22 protein-coding genes and 1 pseudogene are annotated in these 19,252 nt (G+C 69.8%); 15 read left to right on the forward strand and 8 right to left on the reverse strand.

The genetic code is table 11. From position 1 onward, the window contains the following. The 3 genes from ABH920_RS21595 (at position 1) to ABH920_RS21605 (ending at position 2,575) form a co-directional block, all read left to right on the forward strand. A complete protein-coding gene (locus ABH920_RS21595) occupies positions 1–258 on the forward strand; it encodes a YtxH domain-containing protein (RefSeq protein ID WP_370350864.1) in 258 nt (85 codons plus the stop codon). A gap of 127 nt (positions 259–385) precedes the next feature. Further along, positions 386–2,116 (forward strand): thiamine pyrophosphate-dependent enzyme, encoded by a 1,731-nt coding sequence (locus ABH920_RS21600; protein ID WP_370350865.1) that lies wholly within the window; start codon positions 386–388, stop codon positions 2,114–2,116. A gap of 93 nt (positions 2,117–2,209) precedes the next feature. Further along, entirely contained in the window at positions 2,210–2,575 is a 366-nt protein-coding gene (locus ABH920_RS21605; protein WP_370350866.1) for a hypothetical protein, read from the forward strand. A 123-nt stretch (positions 2,576–2,698) separates the two neighbouring features. On the opposite strand, the gene ABH920_RS21610 is transcribed toward ABH920_RS21605, so the two are convergent. From ABH920_RS21610 to ABH920_RS21625, 4 genes are all read right to left on the reverse strand, one after another. Next, positions 2,699–4,327, reverse strand: a complete 1,629-nt coding sequence (locus ABH920_RS21610; protein WP_370350867.1) for an FMN-binding glutamate synthase family protein — start codon at positions 4,325–4,327, stop codon at positions 2,699–2,701. A 62-nt stretch (positions 4,328–4,389) separates the two neighbouring features. Beyond that, positions 4,390–5,181: a SigB/SigF/SigG family RNA polymerase sigma factor gene (locus tag ABH920_RS21615; RefSeq protein ID WP_370350868.1), complete on the reverse strand. Its 792-nt coding sequence runs from the start codon at positions 5,179–5,181 to the stop codon at positions 4,390–4,392. 4 nt (positions 5,182–5,185) lie between these two features. Next, on the reverse strand, positions 5,186–5,584 hold the full coding sequence (locus ABH920_RS21620) for an ATP-binding protein (protein WP_370350869.1): 399 nt from the start codon (positions 5,582–5,584) through the stop codon (positions 5,186–5,188). 174 nt (positions 5,585–5,758) lie between these two features. Further along, positions 5,759–5,977: a CDGSH iron-sulfur domain-containing protein gene (locus tag ABH920_RS21625; protein ID WP_370350870.1), complete on the reverse strand. Its 219-nt coding sequence runs from the start codon at positions 5,975–5,977 to the stop codon at positions 5,759–5,761. 219 nt (positions 5,978–6,196) lie between these two features. On the opposite strand from ABH920_RS21625, the gene ABH920_RS21630 reads away from it, so the two are divergent. The 8 genes from ABH920_RS21630 (at position 6,197) to gnd (ending at position 13,464) form a co-directional block, all read left to right on the forward strand. Beyond that, positions 6,197–7,000 (forward strand): alpha/beta fold hydrolase, encoded by an 804-nt coding sequence (locus tag ABH920_RS21630; protein ID WP_370350871.1) that lies wholly within the window; start codon positions 6,197–6,199, stop codon positions 6,998–7,000. Then, positions 7,000–8,352 (forward strand): PP2C family protein-serine/threonine phosphatase, encoded by a 1,353-nt coding sequence (locus ABH920_RS21635; protein ID WP_370350872.1) that lies wholly within the window; start codon positions 7,000–7,002, stop codon positions 8,350–8,352. The genes ABH920_RS21630 and ABH920_RS21635 overlap by 1 nt, the downstream gene beginning before the upstream one ends. Next, the gene (locus tag ABH920_RS21640) at positions 8,349–8,696 is read left to right on the forward strand and encodes an STAS domain-containing protein (protein ID WP_370350873.1); all 348 of its coding nucleotides are present in this window, start codon (positions 8,349–8,351) and stop codon (positions 8,694–8,696) included. Before ABH920_RS21635 ends, ABH920_RS21640 begins: the two co-directional genes overlap by 4 nt. A 418-nt stretch (positions 8,697–9,114) precedes the next feature. Next, entirely contained in the window at positions 9,115–9,390 is a 276-nt protein-coding gene (locus ABH920_RS21645) for a hypothetical protein (protein WP_370350874.1), read from the forward strand. After that, on the forward strand, positions 9,383–9,814 hold the full coding sequence (locus ABH920_RS21650; protein WP_370350875.1) for an ATP-binding protein: 432 nt from the start codon (positions 9,383–9,385) through the stop codon (positions 9,812–9,814). The genes ABH920_RS21645 and ABH920_RS21650 overlap by 8 nt, the downstream gene beginning before the upstream one ends. Before the next feature lie 28 nt (positions 9,815–9,842). Next, entirely contained in the window at positions 9,843–10,958 is a 1,116-nt protein-coding gene (locus ABH920_RS21655; RefSeq protein ID WP_370350876.1) for a YbdK family carboxylate-amine ligase, read from the forward strand. A 232-nt stretch (positions 10,959–11,190) separates the two neighbouring features. Beyond that, positions 11,191–12,180, forward strand: a complete 990-nt coding sequence (locus ABH920_RS21660; RefSeq protein ID WP_370350877.1) for an iron-containing redox enzyme family protein — start codon at positions 11,191–11,193, stop codon at positions 12,178–12,180. 267 nt (positions 12,181–12,447) lie between these two features. Continuing rightward, entirely contained in the window at positions 12,448–13,464 is a 1,017-nt protein-coding gene (gnd, locus tag ABH920_RS21665; protein WP_370350976.1) for a phosphogluconate dehydrogenase (NAD(+)-dependent, decarboxylating), read from the forward strand. A 388-nt stretch (positions 13,465–13,852) separates the two neighbouring features. Here the strand turns inward: gnd and ABH920_RS21670 are convergent, their stop codons facing one another. After that, positions 13,853–14,113 (reverse strand): hypothetical protein, encoded by a 261-nt coding sequence (locus tag ABH920_RS21670; RefSeq protein WP_370350878.1) that lies wholly within the window; start codon positions 14,111–14,113, stop codon positions 13,853–13,855. A 189-nt stretch (positions 14,114–14,302) separates the two neighbouring features. On the opposite strand from ABH920_RS21670, the gene ABH920_RS21675 reads away from it, so the two are divergent. Together ABH920_RS21675 and ABH920_RS21680 are read left to right on the forward strand one after the other, a co-directional pair. Next, on the forward strand, positions 14,303–15,205 hold the full coding sequence (locus ABH920_RS21675; protein ID WP_370350879.1) for an SRPBCC family protein: 903 nt from the start codon (positions 14,303–14,305) through the stop codon (positions 15,203–15,205). A gap of 86 nt (positions 15,206–15,291) precedes the next feature. Then, positions 15,292–15,846 (forward strand): GNAT family N-acetyltransferase, encoded by a 555-nt coding sequence (locus ABH920_RS21680; protein ID WP_370350880.1) that lies wholly within the window; start codon positions 15,292–15,294, stop codon positions 15,844–15,846. A 43-nt stretch (positions 15,847–15,889) separates the two neighbouring features. On the opposite strand, the gene ABH920_RS21685 is transcribed toward ABH920_RS21680, so the two are convergent. From ABH920_RS21685 to ABH920_RS21695, 3 genes are read right to left on the reverse strand one after another with little or no spacing between them, the layout of a single operon-like run. Then, entirely contained in the window at positions 15,890–16,213 is a 324-nt protein-coding gene (locus ABH920_RS21685; protein ID WP_370350881.1) for a hypothetical protein, read from the reverse strand. Next, the gene (locus ABH920_RS21690) at positions 16,206–16,901 is read right to left on the reverse strand and encodes a winged helix-turn-helix transcriptional regulator (protein WP_370350882.1); all 696 of its coding nucleotides are present in this window, start codon (positions 16,899–16,901) and stop codon (positions 16,206–16,208) included. Before ABH920_RS21690 ends, ABH920_RS21685 begins: the two co-directional genes overlap by 8 nt. Before the next feature lie 14 nt (positions 16,902–16,915). Continuing rightward, on the reverse strand, positions 16,916–17,278 hold the full coding sequence (locus ABH920_RS21695) for a nuclear transport factor 2 family protein (RefSeq protein ID WP_370350883.1): 363 nt from the start codon (positions 17,276–17,278) through the stop codon (positions 16,916–16,918). 242 nt (positions 17,279–17,520) lie between these two features. On the opposite strand from ABH920_RS21695, the pseudogene ABH920_RS21700 reads away from it, so the two are divergent. Beyond that, positions 17,521–17,634 (forward strand): annotated as a pseudogene (locus ABH920_RS21700) (hypothetical protein); the annotation flags it as partial. Positions 17,635–17,638: 4 nt separating this feature from the next. Then, positions 17,639–18,895, forward strand: a complete 1,257-nt coding sequence (locus ABH920_RS21705; RefSeq protein WP_370350884.1) for an RNA polymerase sigma factor — start codon at positions 17,639–17,641, stop codon at positions 18,893–18,895. Positions 18,896–19,252 lie beyond the last annotated feature (357 nt).

Genomic DNA, 19,252 nt, shown 5'->3' on the forward strand with positions numbered 1-19,252 from the left:
ATGAGAAAACTGGCGTACGTGGCAGGGCTGATCACGGGATACGTTCTGGGCTCCCGGGCCGGCCGGGACAGATACGAGCAGCTCGCCAAGAGTGCCCGCGGCGTCATCGGCCATCCGGCCGCCGTCCGGGCGCGGACCAAAGTCAAGGGCACGATCCGCTCAGGCATCGACGCCGCCGCCGCGAAGGTCGGCTTCGGGCCCGGCACCGCGGACGACGCCGGCATCGAGGACAGCGCGGTCGTCGACGGCACGGCTTGACAGCCGGCAGGGATGTCGGCGTCAGCGAATCAGTATCAGTCGCCCTGAGCCCTGGACCACGAGCTCAGGGCGAAAATTGCGCAACTCCACCAACGTCACGACCCGACCCGACCCCAGGAGCCACACCATGACCACGATCGCCGATCAACTCGTCACCACCCTGGCCGACCTGGGCGTGCGGACCCTGTGGGGTGTGGTCGGCGACGCGCTGAACCCGGTCACCGACGCTGTGCGCCGCGAGGACCGCCTGGAGTGGATCGGCACCCGCCACGAGGAGGCCGCGGCGTTCGCCGCCGGCGCCCAGGCGCAGCTGACCGGAACGCTCGGGGTGTGCCTGGGCACCGTCGGGCCCGGGTCGATCCACCTGCTCAACGGCCTGTACGACGCCAAGAAGTCCGGCGTGCCGGTCCTGGCGATCTGCGGCCAGGTGCCGCTGGCCGAGATCGGCAGCGACTACTTCCAGGAGGTCGACAACGACGCCCTGTTCCGCGATGTCGCAGAGTTCTGCCAGACCGTCACCTCCCCCGCCCAGTGGCCGCGGCTGCTGCAGCAGGCCGTGCAGGCCGCCTACGCCGGACCGGGCGTGGCCGTGCTGACGCTGCCCGGCGACGTCGGCGGGCAGGACGTCCCGGACGGCGCGCGGCCGCACATCACCGTCCAGCAGTCGGTCCTGATGCCCGCCGACGCCGACCTGGCTCGCGCCGCCACCCTGATCAACGGGGCCGACTCGGTGACCATGCTGGTGGGCGTCGGCGCCCGCGACGCCCGCGAGGAGGTGCTGGCACTCGCCAAGCACCTGGCCGCACCGATGGTGCTGACGTTGAAGGCCAAGGAGGGCCTTGAACGCGACAACCCCTATCAGATCGGCCAGAGCGGGCTGATCGGCAACCCCGCCACGCGCAAGGCCTTCGACGACGCCGGCGTGCTGCTGATGGTCGGCACCGACTTCCCGTACCCGCAATGGCTGCCGGCGGGCACCCCGACCGTGCAGATCGACCGCCGGCCGGGGAACATCGGACGGCGCACTCCCGTCCAGGCCGGCGTCGTCGGCGACGCGGGCCCGAGCCTGGCCGCGCTGCTGCCCCGCCTGGACGCCAAGAAGGACCGCGACCACCTCGACGGGGCGCGTTCGGCTTACGGCGGCTGGCAGGAGCGGCAACAGCGGCTCGTCGACCCGACGCACGACAAGACCCTGATCGGCAAGATCCGCTCCCGTCTGGACAACACCGACAACCGGATCCGGCCCGAAGCCCTCGCCGCGGTCGTCGACCGACTCGCCGCCGACGACGCCGTCTTCCTCTCCGACACCGGCATGTCGACCGTCTGGTTGTCCCGCTTCGTCCAGATGCGGGGAACCAGACGGCTCATCGGCTCCTACAACCTGGGGTCGATGGCGAACGCCATGCCGCAGGCGCTGGGTGTCTCGGCGTTCGACCGGGGCCGACAGACCATCGCGTTCTGCGGCGACGGCGGGCTCACGATGCTGCTGGGCGACCTGCTGACCGCCGTCGCCCACAAACTGCCGGTCAAACTGATCGTGTTCGACAACGGCCGACTCGGCATGGTCAAACTGGAGCAGGAACAAGGCGGTCTCCCGGAGTTCGGCACGCTGCTCGCCAACCCCGACCTCGCCGCGGTCGCGCGCGCGATGGGCCTGACCGGACTGCGCGTCACCGAACCCGAACAGCTCTCCGCGGCGGTCGCCGAGGCGCTGGCCGCTCCCGGACCGGTTCTGCTGGACGTGCTGACCAACCCCGAGGAGATCTCGCTGCCGCCCAAGGTCGGCGTCCACGACGCCTGGGGCTTCGCCATCGCCAAGGTGAAGGAGACCCTCACAAGCACCGACGACAAAGGCTGAGCGCACTGGCGTGTCCAACCCCTGTTTGTATCGCGCATCCGGGGTACCCGGCGGGGGACTCCGGACTACCGGAGACAAGCGAAGGGATGGGACATGGACGCCTCACAATTGGCCGACCGGGTTTTCCAGGTCGTGGGACCCGCGATCGGCGCCTACGGGACGGCGGCCCTGACCCGGGACGAGGAAGCCGGCGCGGCCAAGAAGGTCGAACTCGGCCGCGCGATTCTGCAGGAGATCTACTGGCGGGACAAGAACGTGCCGCCGCTGGAGACCGCCGTGAACGACTTCGCCGCCGGTCCGAAGGACGAGGACGCCGCCGCCGGGCTGCGGTTGCAGATGAAGAAGGTGCTCGAGTCCGACCAGACCCTGGCCGACGAGGTGGAGAAGATGCTGCGCGGGCAGTCGCCCGGGAACAACGCGGAAGCCGACGCGGAGACGGCCGCTCGCGACAAGTCCTGACCCGGACGCCGCGGCGGCACGATGGGAAGCCATCGTGCCGCCGCAGTTGCGCGTCCGCGGCATCACTCGCTGGCGGGTACGTGCCGTCAGCGGTTCAGCCCGGCCTTCAGCCTTTCGAAGACTTCAGCCTTTCCAAGAAAAGGTGTCCGGGTCCGCGGCGGCCCAGTCCGCAGCCCAGTCCTGCGGCACGTCGGCCAGCAGCTCGCCCGGTTCGAGCCAGTCGAACAGCTCGGCGTAGGTCAGCACAGTGTTCTGGTCGATGCGGCGAAGCAGATGCCCCGGACGCAGCTCACGCGGCTCCCGCAGCCCCATGGCGGCGATGATCTGCTGCGCCTGGGCCACGGTGTTCTGCTGGTAGCGGCGGACCCGCTCGGTCTTGTCGGCGACGTCGAGCGCCCGCGCGCGCCTGGGGTCCTGGGTGGCCACGCCGACGGGGCAGCGGTTGGTGTGGCACAGGCGCGACTGGATGCAGCCGGCGGCCATCATCATCGCCCGGGCCGAGTTGGTGTAGTCCGCGCCCTGGGCGACGCGCTTGACGATGTCCATGCCGGTGGCGACCTTGCCGCTGGCGCCGATCCGGATCCGGTCCCGCAGCCCGGTGCCGACCAGGGCGTTGTGGACGGTCATGAGTCCTTCGGTGAGGGGCTTGCCGACGCTGTCCTGGAACTCCAGCGGCGCCGCGCCGGTTCCGCCTTCGGAGCCGTCGACGGTGATGAAGTCCGGGGTGACGCCCTCGGCGAGCATGGCCTTGCAGATCGCCAGGAACTCGCTGCGGCGGCCGAGGCACAGCTTGAAGCCGATCGGTTTGCCGTCGGCCAGCTCGCGCATCGTGGCCAGGAACAACACCAGCTCGCGCGGGGTGCGGAACACCTTGTGCGCCGGCGGACTGATGCACTTCTCGCCCTGCGGCACCTCGCGGAAGCGAGCGATCTCCGCGCTCACCTTGCCGGCCGGCAGCACGCCGCCGAGCCCGGGCTTGGCGCCCTGACTCAGTTTCAGCTCGGCGCACTTGACGTGCGGATGCGCGACCTTGTCCCGGAACTGCTCCGGATCGAAGTCGCCGTCGGGTGTACGGACACTGAAATAGCCGCTGCCGATCTCCCAGATCAGATCGCCGCCGCCTTCCAGGTGGTACGGCGTCAGGCCGCCCTCGCCGGTGTCCTGCGCGAAACCGCCGCCTTTCGCGCCGGCGTTCATGGCCCGGATGGCGTTCGCGCTCAACGAGCCGAAGCTCATCGCCGACACGTTCAGCAGCGCCATCTCATACGGCTGAGTGCAGTCCGGGCCGCCTATGCGGACCCGCGGCGGGTCGTCATCGGGGGTGAGAGGGGCGGTGGCGTGTTCGACGAACTCGTACCCGGGCTGCGTCACGTCCAGCTCGGTGCCGAACGACGTCTCCTCATGGATGCCCTTGGCCTGCTCGTACACGACGGTTCGGGTGTCGCGGTCGAAAGGCCGGCCGTCGTAGTCCCGCTCGACGAAGTACTGCTGCATCTCAGGCCGGATCGCCTCCAGCAGATACCGCAGATGCCCCAGCACCGGATAGTTCCGCAGCACCGCGTGGCGCCGCTGGAAGACGTCGTACACAGCCACCGAGGCGAACGTGCCGAACAGCACCACCGCGAACAGCCACCACAGCGAAACCGCGGCGGCGGCCCAGACGCTCGCAGCCGTCGCGAGCAAGAAGAAAACGAGGACGCTGCCGACTAAGGGCAAGGCCGGTTTGCGGATCGGACGGTGTTGGCTGCTCATGGTTGTCCCCTCTGATAAGGGGGTCCGTGTGCCCGCAGACCGCGGGACCAAACGAGGGTCGGCTACGGCCCGGCCTCGACTTGCTCTCGCAATTGTCCGAGGATCTGCGCCAGCAGCCGGGAGACTTGCATCTGCGAGACCCCGAGCTCCTCGGCGATCTGGGTCTGGGACATGTTGCGGAAGAAGCGCATCAGCAGAATCCGCTTGTCGCGCGGGCTTAACTTGGCGAGCAGCGGCTTGAGTGCTTCCCGCTTGACGACCAGCTCGAAGCCGGGGTCCTCGCCGCCGAGCAGGTCGCCCAGGCTCGCGCCGTCGCCGTCGGACATGGACGTCTGCACGTCCAGCGACGCGGCGTTGTGCGCGGCGCCGGCTTCGTAGGCCTCCGCGACCTCGTCGGCCGACAGCTCCAGCCGATGCGCGATCTCGGCGGCGCTCGGCGGGTGGCCGAGCTCCTGGGTCAGCTCACGCTCCGCAGCCCGGACCGCCAGGGCGTTCTCCTGCACCCTGCGGGGCACGTGCACGTCCCAGGTGGTGTCCCGGAAATGCCGCTTCACCTCGCCGGCGATCATCGGCGTGGCGTAGGTGAGGAACGCCGCGCCGTAGTCGGGGTCGAAGTTGTCGACGGCCTTGACCAGGCCGAGATAGGCCACCTGCTCCAAGTCCGACTGCGCTTCGCCGCGCTGGCGGAACTTGCCCGCTATATAGCGCGCGTAGGACATGTACTCGCCGATGACGTACTCCCGCAGCCCCATGTACTCCGGATCATCCGACGGCATCTTCCTCAGACGGACCAGCGCAGCCCTGGCCGCGGCCCGTTCCCGAGCCCGGTCCTCCGTCACGGCCGGCGCGTTCATCGCCTCACCGCTCGGCCGCACGGCGCTTCAGAATCTCCACCTGCACCGTCGAGCCCTCGGTACGCCAGACGATGTCGTCCACCAGCGCGGACAGGATCGCCCATCCGAACTCGTCATTCTGCGGTGGCGCCGAGTCCCGGGCCCGGCGGCCGAGTACGACCCGCAGCGTCGAGGGGGCGAGGACGAAGCGGCACTCCAGATCCCCGATCCCCGCGTCGTCGGCGGCGTGCCCGTCCCGGACCGTGTGGCGCAGCAGCAGGCCGGAAGCCTCGTCGACCGCCAGCCGCAGGTCGGCGACCTCCGGGAGCGTGCAGCCGAACCGGGTCGCGACGTGCGCGGCGGCCGACCGGATGACGGCCAGGTAGTCGGGGTCGGCGGGCACCTGGATCAAAACGGTCTCCACCGCAGCCTCGACAGCGGAGGATGTTCTCTCGGAATGTGCTTCAGGATGCATATGCATGTGTCTGCTCTCCGGCGGTGTCGCGTTCGCAGGCGGTCGTCGATCACCAGTCCGGCGGCCACCTGCCGCTGTGTCCGATTACCGGCCGGGTAAACCGTGCCGCGGGGACGGCGCGGCTCACTGCCCGTCGGGCTGTGACCGCGACCGGTCCCGGTGGCTGGCGTCGCACCAGGGATAGATGCGGCTGCGACGGCATGTGCACAACGCGACGACCACGCGCCCCGAGGACACCGTCCGCCCATCGGGCAGCTCGACGTCCACGGGGCCGTCGATCAGGACCGGGCCCTCCGTGCTCACTGTGACCCGGGTAGCCGGCTCGGGCGATGCATCCGCCATCGCGATCACCTCCCCAGCCCGGATGACCGTGATCCAGAACCGCAAACACACCGGCTGAACGAAGTCGGCGCTCCGCCAGTGTGGCGGCCCGGCCCGATCGGTGCTCGATGCCGCAGCGCCAGCCGCAGCAACTCGCTGCGTGGAACGCCGCAGCGTGCCGGTGCCGCCTGGATCCATGTGGCGCGACGTGCCGCGAATCGGTGGCACGATGGTCGGGTGATGGACATCCGCTCGCGCAACAACGTCACGGTCATCGGGCGCGTGGACGCCCCGGTGGTCGTCCTGTCGCACGGGTTCGGATGCGACCAGAACATGTGGCGGCTGGTGGCGCCGGCGCTGGCCGAACGCTTCCGGGTGGTGCTGTTCGACCACGTCGGGGCCGGCGGCTCGGACCTGTCCGCGTGGAGTCCGGAGCGGCACGCGACGCTCGCGGGGTACGCCGACGACGTCCTGGACGTGCTGCGCGACCTGGGGCTGGGGCCGGTGACCTTCGTCGGGCACTCGGTCAGCTCGATGATCGGGGTGCTGGCCGCGGCGCGCGCGCCGGAGCTGTTCGCGCAGCTGGTGCTGCTGACGCCGTCCCCGTGCTACATCGACGACGACTCCTACCGCGGCGGCTTCAGCGCGACGGACATCGAGGAGCTGCTGGCGTCGCTGGACAGCAACTACCTGGGCTGGTCGCAGGCCATGGCACCGGTGATCATGGGCAATCCGGAGCGTCCCGAGCTGGGGGCGGAGCTGACCAACAGCTTCTGCCGCACCGATCCGGTGATCGCCGGCTCCTTCGCCCGCGCCACGTTCCTGTCCGATCACCGCGCCGACCTGGCCGGGGTGACCGTACCGACGCTGGTGCTGCAGTGCTCCCGGGACGCGATCGCACCACTGGAGGTCGGCGCCTTCGTCCACGCGGAGGTCCCCGGCAGCACCCTGGTCACGCTGGACGCGACCGGGCACTGCCCACAGCTCAGCGCGCCGGAGGCCACCGCCGAGGTGATCATCGAGTTCACCGAGAGCGGTCGCTGATGGCTTCGCCGGGACCGGCATCGGGGTCCGGCGCAGCGGATCGCGGCCGCGACGACGATGAGCGGGCCGAGTTCTCCGCTCTGCTGGAGGACAGCACCGACGACCTGTACGAGCACGCCCCGTGCGGCTACCTGTCCACCATGCTGGACGGCTCCATCGCCAAGATCAACGCCACGCTGCTGGACTGGCTGGGCTACCGCCGGGAGGACGTCGTCGGCCGCAAACGCTTCGCCGACCTGCTGACCGTCGGCGGCCGGCTCTACCACGAGACCCACTTCGCCCCGCTGCTCCAGCTGCAGGGCCAGGTCAACGGGATCGCCCTGGAGCTCAGGACGGCTGCCGGCGAGCGCATGCCGGTCCTGGTCAGCTCGGTCGTCAAGAGCGGGGCCGGCGGCGACCCGCTGCTGATCCGCACCACGGTCTTCGACGCCCGGGACCGCCGCGCCTACGAGACCGAGCTGCTCCGGGCCCGTCAGGAGGCCGAGACGGCCCAGGCCGGGGCGGAGACGGCCCACGCCGAGGCGGACAAGGCCCGGCTGCTGGCCGAGGACCGGAGCGAGCGCTACCAGCGCCTGGCCGCCACGCTGCAACGCACCCTGCTCCCGCCGGTGCTGGCCGCCCCGGCCGGGACCCAGGTCGCCGCGCACTACCACATCGCCTCCATCGAAGAGGTCGGCGGCGACTTCTACGACCTGTTCCCGCTGCCCGCGGGCAGGTGGGGGCTCTTCCTGGGCGACGTGTGCGGCAAGGGCGCGGCCGCAGCAGCGGTGACTTCGCTGGCGCGGTACGCACTGCGTTCGGCGGCGGTGTTCGACTCCGAACCCGCCGAAGTGCTTGCCAACGTGAACTCCGTGTTCAACCAGGAGTTCCGCGGACCGAACGTGAGGTACTGCACTGTCGTGTTCGGGCTGCTCACCCCGCACGGCGACGGCTACACCGCGGCCCTGGCCAGCGGCGGCCACCCGCCGGCCCTGCTGCTGGCCGCCGACGGCACCGCCACCTACCTGCCCACCCCCGGCGGCCAGCTCATCGGGGTCCTGGAGCATGTCGACATCGCCACCACCACGGTGCACCTGGGCCCCGGGGACACACTGCTGCTGTACACCGACGGACTCACCGAGGCGCACAACACGCAGGCCCCGACCGACCCCGCCGCGCACGACGACCGGTACGGCGAGACAGCGCTGCTGGCCCTCGCGGCCCGGCTGGCACCCACGACCGCACCAGACCTCATCCACGCACTGACCGACCTGCTGGACTCCTTCGGCCACGGCCTGGACGACGACACCGCGCTGCTGGCGCTGAGCGTGTCGGCGGCAACGTCGCGGCCGGCAGATGGAGCATCGCAGTGAGGGAACTGACCATCGCCACACGCACCGACGGCGCCCGGCACGTCCTCGCGCTGGCGGGAGACCTGGACTTCCGCACCGCACCGCAGCTGCACGCCGCGGTACAGGCGCTGGCACTCGGCCCGGACCACGGCCTGGTCATCGACCTGAGCGGCCTGACGTTCTGCGACTCCAGCGGCATCACCGCCATGCTGGTCGCCCAAAGACTCGCCGCCGCCGCCGAAGCCCCGATGGCTCTGGCCGCGGTGCCCGGCCGCGTCACCCGGACCTTCAAGCTCGCCGGACTGGACCAGGTCTTCACGGTCCATGCGACCGCGGCCGAGGCCACCGCGGCGGACCTGACCTGAACCGCCACCGCGCCGAATCGGTCTGCGTCACCGCAGAGTCACCAGCGGCCGTACCACCGGCGCCGGCCGCCGGACCCGGCCGCGGCACCGCCGCGGATACCGAAGCCGATCAGCCAGAGGACGAACACGATCAGGGCCAGAATCACACCCATCGCCTGGCCTCCTTCTCCACAGGGCTCCGACAACGAACCGGAATTCTGGCGGCCCTGGAACCCGCGGAACCGTCCGATGGGCCTTGTGAGCAGTCGCGGCGGTTCGAAACAGGTGAAATGAGACCGGCGTTTGTTTGGCCTGTCGGTAGTCGGACACGCGGCACGGGCAGAGCGGCGTCACGCCGTGCACCAGCCGGTGCACCCGTCTGGCCCCCGACCCCGGCCGGGAGCGGGTTCACGAAGCCAAGAACCGCGATGGAGGCTCCATGAGTGACGTGACCCAATCGGTCGACGTGAACGTGCCTGTCAGCACCGCCTACAACCAAGGAACTGCGCGCCGTGCAGAACACCCCGATCCCGAACTAGCACCGATATTCCTTCACTCAGGTTCCGTTTGGCCGCAACGAATTGGGTACCCGGCGCGGGCAAGACCAATTCCCGAGAATCCGTCCGGAAAAGCGTCTCGCCATACCGGCTTGCAAAAGACCGATACCGCGCACGTGTTGAATTCCGGCCTTTGGGCATGCGGAGCAAATGACTGAGAAATCCGACCGTCCGACCGGCGCTGCGATACAGCTGGCGCCGGTGCCGGGCGCGCCGGGTAGGGCACGAGAATTCCTGACGCGATTCGTCGGCGCCGAAGGTGCCGAACAATACGGTGAGGACGGCCGGCTCGTCATCAGCGAGCTGGTCACCAACGCGGTGCAGCACGGCGCCGGCACGGAGATGTCCGTCGATCTGGAGCTGACCGGAGCGGGGCTGGAAGTCGGGGTGTACGACGACGGGCCCGGCGAACCCCGCATCACCCCCGCCGCGCGGCGGGAGACCGGCGGTCGCGGCCTGGTGGTGGTCGCGCGGATCGCCCAGGAATGGGGAGTCCAGTTCGCCGAGCGTGGCGGCAAACGTGTCTGGTGCCTGTTGGCGGTACCGCTCAGCCAGGTCTGCGCCACGGCGCCATCGATGTGATCCCGCGAGAGACGTTCTGGAGGCTCTGATGGCTGTGCCGCTTCGCATCGAGCAGGTACTGACGTTCGGCGTGGAGGAGGAGTTCGTCCTCGCGGACGCCTCCTCGCGCATCACGGTCCCCCGGGCGCCGGAAGTGCTGGAGAAGATGACGCGCCAGCTCGGGCCGCGAGCGCAGCAGGAGTTCTACGCCACGCAGGTGGAGATCAACAGCAAACCGCATCTGTCGGCGGCGAAGTTGCGAACAGACCTCGCCGAGGCGCGCCGGATCGCGGCCGACGCCGCCGCCGACGCCAGCTGCCTGCTGGTGGCCTCGGGCACCGCGGTTCTCACACCCGGTTCACTGGCCGTCATGGACGAGCCGCGCTACCACCGGATGGCGACACGGTTCGCCTCGCTGGTGGCGAGTTCGGACAGCGAGCTCAGCGGCTGTCACGTCCATGTGGGAACGGTAGATCCGGGCGAGGCGCTGGCGGTGTCGGCGGGGCTGCGTCCGTGGCTGCCGGTGGTCCAGGCGCTGGCAGCGAACTCGCCGTTCTCCGCGGGGCGCGACCGGGGCTGCGCCAGCTGGCGCGGGATGGACTACCGGCGGTGGCCGACCGTGGGGCCGGCACCGGCGCTGGACGAGGCCGGATACGAGGCGGCCGTGGCCGGGTTGGTCGCCTCCGGGACGATCCTGGATCGCAAGATGCTGCTGTGGTACGCGCGGCCGTCGGATCGGTGGCCGACACTGGAGGTGCGGGTCACCGACGTCAACGCCGACCTGGACGTCACGATGCTGGTCGCGGTCCTGGTGCGGGCCCTGGCCACCACGGTGCTGGCCGAAGTCCGCGCCGGCGTGAAGCCGGAGCAGATCGCCGACGCGCAGCTCGTCGACGCCCACGACCAGGCGGCACGGCACGGGATGGACGCGTTCGCCGCGAACCCGGCCGGCGAACGCGTCCCGATGACCACCCGACTGGCCGAGCTGACCGATCGCGCCCTGCCGGGCCTTCGGGCCGCCGGAGACGTCGACCTCGCCTACCGGCTCATGGATGCCGTGTACGCGCACCGAACGGGTGCGGAACGGCAGCGGGCCTGGTTCGCCGCGCGGTCGTCGCTGGCGGACGTCGTGGACAACCTGGCCCGCACCGCGGTGACGCCCTGATCGACGGTGCGGATGACGGTGCGGATGACGGTGCGGACGACGGGTCGGAGTCCGGCCGGCCCGACCGACCCAGCCGGTCCGACCGACCCAGCCGGCCCGACCCGGCTCCATCACGGTTTGAGCGATCACACGGCGCGATTCCGGTTTGGAACCCGGTGGCGCGGTCACCCGGTGATCAACAATCGATCCTCGGGGCGTGTTCACCGGGAGACGGACGAGACTGGTGATCAACATGCTTCTGACTTCGACGAGACCCCGGCTTCCCGCGCATCGCGGTGACCTGTCGGCCGGTGTGGTGCGGGCTTACCAGGGAGGCGGGAAGCTCCCGGACCCGGCGGCGGCCGACCGGGCCGATCCCTATGGCGAGGACCTCCAGCTCGCTCTCCACCTGTGCTACGAGCTGCACTACCGCGGCTTCGAAGACGTCGATGACGGATGGGAGTGGGACCCGGCCCTGCTTCGGCTGCGAGCGGCGTTGGAGCAGCGGTTCCTGGCCGCCTTGCGCGCCGACGCACCGCGGGCCGACGATCTCGAGACGGCGCTGGCCGGGATGCTGGTCGACCCCGTCGACGGCTACGGAGTCTCCTACTTCCTCAAGGACCACGGAGAGCTGTGGCATCTGCGCGAATACGCGGCGCAGCGTTCCCTCTACCACCTCAAGGAGGCCGACCCGCACCTGTGGGTGATCCCCCGGCTGACCGGCCGCGCCAAGGCCTCGATGATGGCGGTGGAGTTCGACGAGTTCGGTGGCGGACGCCCCGAGCGGATGCACGCGACCCTGTTCGCCAACCTCATGACCGACCTGGGGCTGGATCCGCACTACGGCCGCTACCTGAACGCCGGCTCGGCCGAGGTCCTGGCGACCGCGAACGTCATGTCGCTGTTCGCCCTGCACCGCAGCCTGCGCGGCGCCCTCGTAGGCCACTTCGCGGCGCTGGAGGTCACCTCTTCACCGGCGTCCAGACGCATCGTCCAAGCGATGGAGCGCCTCGGCGCCGGACCGGCCGCGGTGCTGTTCTACGCCGAGCACATCGAGGCCGACGCCGTACACGAGCAGATCGCCCGCCACGACATCGCCGGCGGCCTGCTCGCCGACGAGCCCGAACTCGCGGCCGACCTGGCATTCGGGGCCGCAGCCACCGGGTTCCTGGAGGAACGCCTCGCCGACCAGCTGATCGGTGCGTGGCGAGCCGGCCGGAGCTCACTGCGCGACGCGCTCTGACCGAAGGAGTTCGGCGGCCCCGGCTCAGAATCCTTCGCACCGTGCGTTCCACAGCGCCCGGCGCGAGTGGCGCCACGTCCGCGACGAACAACGCGTGCTCGCCGCGGGATCCCGGCGCCGCCACCACCTCGGGCAGCGAGCAGAGCGTGGTGACAGCCGGTCGTTTGTGCTCAAGGACGCTGGGCACTGTGAGTCCCGCGAACCACCGCGTTCGCAAGATGCCCCGACCGAACGACACCTGGAGCGACGATGACAACCCGACAACCGATGCAGCTCGGCATGGTGGGGCTCGGCAGGATGGGGGCGAACATCGCCCGCCGCCTGATGCGCGACGGCCACTCCTGCGTGGTGTTCGACCGCGACCCGGACGCGGTCGCGGCGCTGGAGAAGGAGGGCGCGACCGCGGCCTCGTCGCTGGCCGACCTGGCCGGCAAGCTGTCCCCGCCGCGGGCGGTCTGGGTGATGCTGCCCGCCGGCGAGATCACCGGCACCGCCGTCGACGAGTTGGCCTCGCACCTGACCGCGCAGGACACGGTCATCGACGGCGGCAACTCCTACTACCGCGACGACATCGCGCGCGCCGCCGAGCTGGCGAAGCGCGGCGTCCACCTCATCGACTGCGGCACCAGCGGCGGCGTGTGGGGACTGGAGCGCGGCTACAGCCTCATGATCGGAGGCGCCGCGGACGCTGTGGACCGGCTGCGCCCGATCTTCCTGTCAATCTCCCCCGGCATCGACAGCAAGCCCCGTACCCAGGGACGCACCGGACAGCCCGAACCCGCCGAACACGGGTTCCTGCACTGCGGCCCTTCCGGCGCGGGGCACTTCGTGAAGATGGTCCACAACGGCATCGAGTACGGGATGATGGCCTCCCTGGCCGAGGGACTCAACATCCTGCGTCACGCCGACGCGGGCAAAGACACGGCCGGCGGCGACGCCGAGACCGCGCCGATGGAGCAGCCGGAGTTCTACCGGTACGACCTGGACATCGCCGCCATCGCCGAGGTGTGGCGCCGGGGCAGCGTCGTCGAGTCCTGGCTCCTGGACCTCACCGCGGCGGCCCTGGCCCAGTCCCCGAATCTGGAGGAGTTCGCCGGACACGTGTCCGATTCCGGCGAGGGCCGGTGGACATCGATCGCAGCCATCGACGAAGGCGTCCCCGCACCGGTGCTCACCACCGCGCTGTACTCGCGATTCGCCTCACGCGGCCTGGACGACTTCGCCGACAAGGCCCTGTCCGCGATGCGCAAGGGCTTCGGCGGCCACGACGAGAAGAAGCAGTGACGGCGTCGACGCCGGTATCCGCCGCCCGGCCGGCACCCTGATCCCCGCCAGATCCGGAAGTGGTTCGCCGATCCCGGGTTGCCGAACCGGCGCATCAGAACCCCTGCCCGGGTTGTTTTTCGGCCAGTTCTCTTTCAGACGTTCCCGCCACCGGGCTCCACCTCGGTTGGCCTGCTAACTGTCAGGCGCCACTGGAGTCCAGAGCGGCGTGAGCCCCGTCGGAGAGCGACGAGGAGCGACCGGAGTCGGATTCGTGACCCGCGAGGACGCTCAGGTGGTGCCGGGCCGAGCGGAGTGTTCGATCGCCCGCACGCGGTCCGGCACCACCGATCTCACGTCGTCGCAGAGCCTCGTTCGGCCGGCACCATCGGCGTTCGCCCGCCCGACCTCACTTCGCCGCCGGCTTCGCCTTCTTCTTCGTACCGGCGGCGGCGCGCTTGGCAACATCCTGCGTCGCCGCGCCGGCCTTGCCGGCGGTCTTCTTGACCTTGCCGATGACCTGGCCTGCCGTGCCCTCCGCCGGCGTGCGCGTATCGCCCGCGGCCGCGCCGTCGCTCGTCTTGAACCGGCCCTTGGCGTCCCGGCCGGCACCCCCGGCCTTGGCCTTGACCTTCTTGGCGGCGTCCTTGACCTTGCTGGCTGCACTCATGGCGGCCGTCCTTCCATCGAGTCCCGGATAGCGGGACGCCCTCATCGCTGCCCACAACCGCCAGGAACATGCGCCCGCCGAGCGCCTTGTCCTCGCGGCCTGTTTCCCCAGCACGGCGACGGACTTGTTTGTGGTTGTGCGGCACGGGCAGCAGGAGGCTTCGCACGAACGAGGCAAGGGGCTCGCCAAATGAGTGACGTGACCGAATCGGTCGACGTGAACGTGCCGATCAACACCGCCTACCACCAGTGGACGCAGTTCGAGTCGTTCCCGGAGTTCATGAACGGCGTCGAGTCCATCAGCCGGATCGACGACCGGCACAGCCACTGGGTGACGAACGTCGGCGGGGCACGGCGCGAGTTCGACGCCGAGATCACCGAACAGCACCCGGACGAGCGCATCGCCTGGAAGAGCACCGACGGGGACACTAGCCATGCCGGAGTCGTGACGTTCCACCGGCTCGGCGACACCGAGACCAGGGTCACCGTGCACCTCGCCTGGGAGCCTCAGGGCCTGGTGGAGAAGGTCGGCAGCGCCCTCGGGATGGACGGCCACCAGATCAAGGCTGACACGGCACGGTTCAAGAAGTTCATCGAGCAGCGCGGCGCCGAGACCGGCGCCAAGACCGACACTCAGACCGGCACCCAGACCGGCCGGCCGGGTGGTGCCGACATCGTCGAGGTCCTCCTCGCCCAGCATGAGCACATCAAGGAGACGTTCGCCCGGGTGCAGGCGGCCTCCGGCGATACCAAGGAACAGCTGTTCGGCGAGCTCGCCGCCCTACTTCACGCCCACGAAAGCGGCGAGCAGCAGGTGGTGCACCCCGTGACGCGCGCCGCCAAGCACGACGGCGGCGACCTGGTCGCCATGGCCTGCATCGCGGAGGAACGGCAAGCCGATCAGCGGATCGCCGAACTCAAGAAGCTCGGCACCGGCCACTCGCAGTTCGACGCCAAGCTCGAGGCGTTCCACCAAGCCGTCCTCGCGCACGCCGCCCACGAGGAGCGGGACGAGTTCCCGCGCCTCAGCCAGCTCCCCGCCGAACGCCGACAGGCGATGGCCAACGAGCTCCGGAGCGTGGACGCCATCTAGCACCTGAGGCGGGCCCGCGCACCTCGGCGAGCCCGGCCCCAAGGACGGGACGCGCCCAGGGCGGCGCTTCCGCCATGGTGGTGATCATGGTTACCGCTCTGGACGTCCCACGCTTGGTCGCGGGCGACGACTTCCTGCTCCGCGCCTGGGAGCTCGGCGATCTCCCGCTGGTCCAGGAGGCGTCGGACGACGATCTCATCCCGCTGATCACGACTGTTCCCTCGGCGTACACGCAGGAGGCAGGCGAGGCCTTCGTCCGGCGGCAGTGGAAGAAGGCGTCTTCCGGCGGCGGGTACCCGTTCGTCATCGAGCGGGTCGAAGACGGCAGGCCGGTCGGGAACGTCGGCCTGTGGCTGAAGGACGTGAACGAGGGCCGCGCCTCGTTGGGCTACTGGGTGGTCGCTTCGGCACGCGGGCAGCGAGCCGGCGCGGCAGCCCTCCGGGCGGTCGCCGCCTGGGCCCTCGGCGACCTGCAGATTCCCCGTCTCCAGCTCTACGTCGAGCCGTGGAACGTGGCCTCGCAGCGGACGGCGGAGCGTGTGGGGTTCCAGCGCGAAGGCCTGCTCCGCAGCTGGCAGCGGGTGGGTACGGAGCGTCGGGACATGATCATGTACTCGATGCTCAGCGGCGATCCGACCTGACCCTGTTCAGGCACATTCGGCGCGCCCGATAATCACCGCTCGCTCAGAGCTTCCCGCCGGCGAAGGCCCGGGCCTCGTCGATCAGCTCGGCCCAGCGGGTCTCGTCGCGGTCGTCGATCAGAACCCATTCACGGAAGGTCCTGCCCGCAGGAGCGAACGGCTTCCCCGCACCGGCGGCAATGAGCTCCTCGACGCGGTCGCGGGGAAGCTTGACGATGAGATCGCCCGTGCGGTGGTCGCAGGAGGCGAAGAACGCGCCCGCGCGGCGGAGGCAGGGGAAGCCCATCATCGTGCCGGTCGTCACGTCCGCGTTGGCGAGCGCGGCGGCACTGGCCTCCCGGAAGAAGTGGGTGGGCTGCTCAGTCATGTCTGCCTTCTTCCATCACGAGGCCGTCGCCGGGGTCCGGCTCGACCCGTAGGAGGTAGCCGGTGGCGGCCAGCCAACGCGGCCACGCCGCAGCGGGGCCTTCGACGCTCACTTCGCCGGAGGCGCGGCCCTCGTCCCAGCCCGCCTCGCCCGCAGCCCAGCGGTCCAGGAATTCCGCATCCGTCCGCACGATCAGCTCCGCCCCGGGCGCGGCTCCGGGTTCCTGGCGCAGCCGCCCCGCGGTGAAGTACAGGGTCGCCGGCCGGTCGTCGACGACAAGCTGGAACTGGCCGTCGGCCAGCGTCTCGATGCCCTGGACGTAGGTGACGTCGAAGTTCTGGCGGTCCGAGCCGTCGGCTGTCGGATCGGCCAGGAATCCCACGCCCCATCGGCGCAGAGCGCCGAGGGCCTGCTCCAGCTCCCGGCCGCGGGCGGTGAGCGTGTACATCACGCCGGCGCCGACAACACCGGATTCCCGTGCCACCACGCCGGCTCGCTCCAGGCGGCGCAGCCGGTCGGCCAGGACGCTGGTGCTGATCCCGGGCAGCCGGTCCAGCAGGGCGCCGTAGCGGTACGGCTGTTTGAGCAGCTCCTGGACGATCACGAGCGTCCAGCGCTCGCCGATCACGTCCAGCCCGCGGGCCAGCGGACAGAACCGCCCGTAGCCGGTCCAGGGCTTGCTTGGCATCGCGGCGTCCCTGTCTAGGCGGTCGGCATCAGTGCGGCCATGGCCGCGGTGTCGAAGATGAGGCGCGCGGAGGCGAGTTTGCCGTCGCGGACGGTGTTCCATTCGGCCATCGGGATCGACCCGGCCCCGGCCGGAGTCTCGATCTTGAAGTCGTAGAAGGAGCAGACCTGGTCGCCGTCCTGCCACTGCTGGTGGATCTGGACGCCGCGCATGATCGGGCCCAGCTGTGCCGAGCCGGCCAGGAAGGCTGCTTTGCCCTCGGATCGCAGGATCGGCCCGTGGAATCGGAAGTCGTCGGTGAGCAGCTCGGCGGCGCCGGCCGTGTCGCCGGAGGTGAAGCGGTCGAGGTAGGTGCGGAAGAGCTCGCTGGCGTCCATGGCGACGGTTCCTTTCTTAACGGGATAGTACTTCTATAATGAGAGTATCGCGTGGCGATCGAAACCCGCCAGTCCACTGCGAGCGGTTCTCCCCGCAGAGTGTCAATCTGGGCAGGGCCCGTTCGTAGCAGAGGTGAGAGGCGGGAAGAGCCCGCTCAGCGCGAGGAGGTCCACCATGGCGAAGTACCTGTTGTCGGTCCGACGGCCCGTTCGCCGAATCCCCGGAACACCTCGGCGGCTTCTACATCATCGAGGCCCAGGACCTGGACGCCGCGCTGGGCTGGGCGACCAGGACCAGCGACCTCATCGGCCGGCCGATCGAGGTCCGCCCGTTCTGGGACGAGCCCGGAGCCTGACGGCATGGGCGAACGCGACGCCGCACCCGCACCCGGGCCCGACCAGACCGACGTCGGCCGGATCTTCCGCCAGGAGTCCGGCCGCTCGGTGGCCGCGTTGATCCGCCTGTTCGGCGACATCGACATCGCCGAGGACGCAGTCCAGGAGGCGTTCACGGTCGCCCTGGCCAAATGGCCCGGCGACGGACTGCCGCCCAACCCCGGCGGCTGGATCACCACGACCGCCCGCAACCGCGCCATCGACCGCCTGCGCCGCGAGACCCGCGGACGGGAACTACTCAGGGAGGCCGCGGTGCTCTCACCCTGCGACGAAGACCCCGGCGGCCCCGAGGTGACAGGGTCCGTGCCCGATGACCGGCTGCGGCTCATCTTCACCTGCTGCCACCCGGCGCTTTCCGTCGAGGCGCAGGTCGCCCTCACCCTCCGACTGCTATGCGGTCTATCGACCAAGGAGATCGCCAGGTCCTTCCTGGTCGCCGAGCAGACGATGGCGGTACGCCTGGTACGCGCCAAACGCAAGATCAAGGCCGCACGGATCCCCTACCGCGTACCGGCCGACCACGAACTGCCCGACCGCCTGCGCCCGGTACTGGCCGTGGTCTACCTCGTCTACACCACCGGGCTGGACGCACCGGCCGAACCTGGTCTGTGCCCCGAGGCGATCCGCCTCGCACGAATCCTGGCCACCCTCATGCCCGACGAACCCGAAGTGGCCAGCCTGCTCACGCTACTACTGCTGACCGAATCCCGTCGCGCTTCGCGAACGCGGCCCGACGGCACCCTGGTTCTCCTGGCCGACCAAGACCGCGCCCGATGGGATCGAGCCCTGATCACCGAAGGCCAGGGAATCATCCGCAGCTGCATCAACCGCAACGAACCCGGCCCGTACCAGCTGCAGGCAGCCATCAACGCCGTGCACGCCGACGCCCCCACCGCCGAACAGACCGACTGGCCGCAGATCCTCACGCTGTACAACCAGCTGCTGGCAATGGCTCCCACACCTGTCGTAGCCCTCAACCGCGCCATCGCCGTCGCAGAGGTACACGGTCCCGCCGCCGGACTTGCCCTGGTGGAGGAGTTGGACATCGACAACTACCACCGGTTCCACGCCACCCGCGCCGATCTGCTGCGCCGGCTGGGCCGGAGCACCGAGGCCGCCGCCGCATATCAGCAAGCCGCCGAACTGGCGCCGACCGACGCCGAGCGCGACTTCCTCAAGCACGGAGGCCGGGGCGCCCGCGGATCGTTTGATGCACCCTGACACTTCGAGCACTGCTCAGGCCCGCCACGGGACACACCTACGGGGACGCGCTCCCGCGACGAATGACGTCCGCCGACTGATCGAATATTGAAGTATCAAACAAATACCGGGGGAAGGGTAGGGTTAGTTCGGCCCGGATTTGTTCGATGGTCACGGAATCGCAACAACGTTGACGGCACTTTTCTCCGTCTATTACGTTTCCAGGCAGTAACTCAATGCCCTGGCACGCTGTGGGGCAGGTAGCACGGCCGCAGGGGTCCGTGGTTAACGGAACGTGAACTTTCACGCATGCCTGTGGCGATAGGAAAACCCTGATCGCACGTTCCGAAGGCCCGCTGTCATGCTAAACAGCTGACA

Source organism: Catenulispora sp. EB89 (assembly GCF_041261445.1).
Lineage (GTDB): Bacteria > Actinomycetota > Actinomycetes > Streptomycetales > Catenulisporaceae > Catenulispora.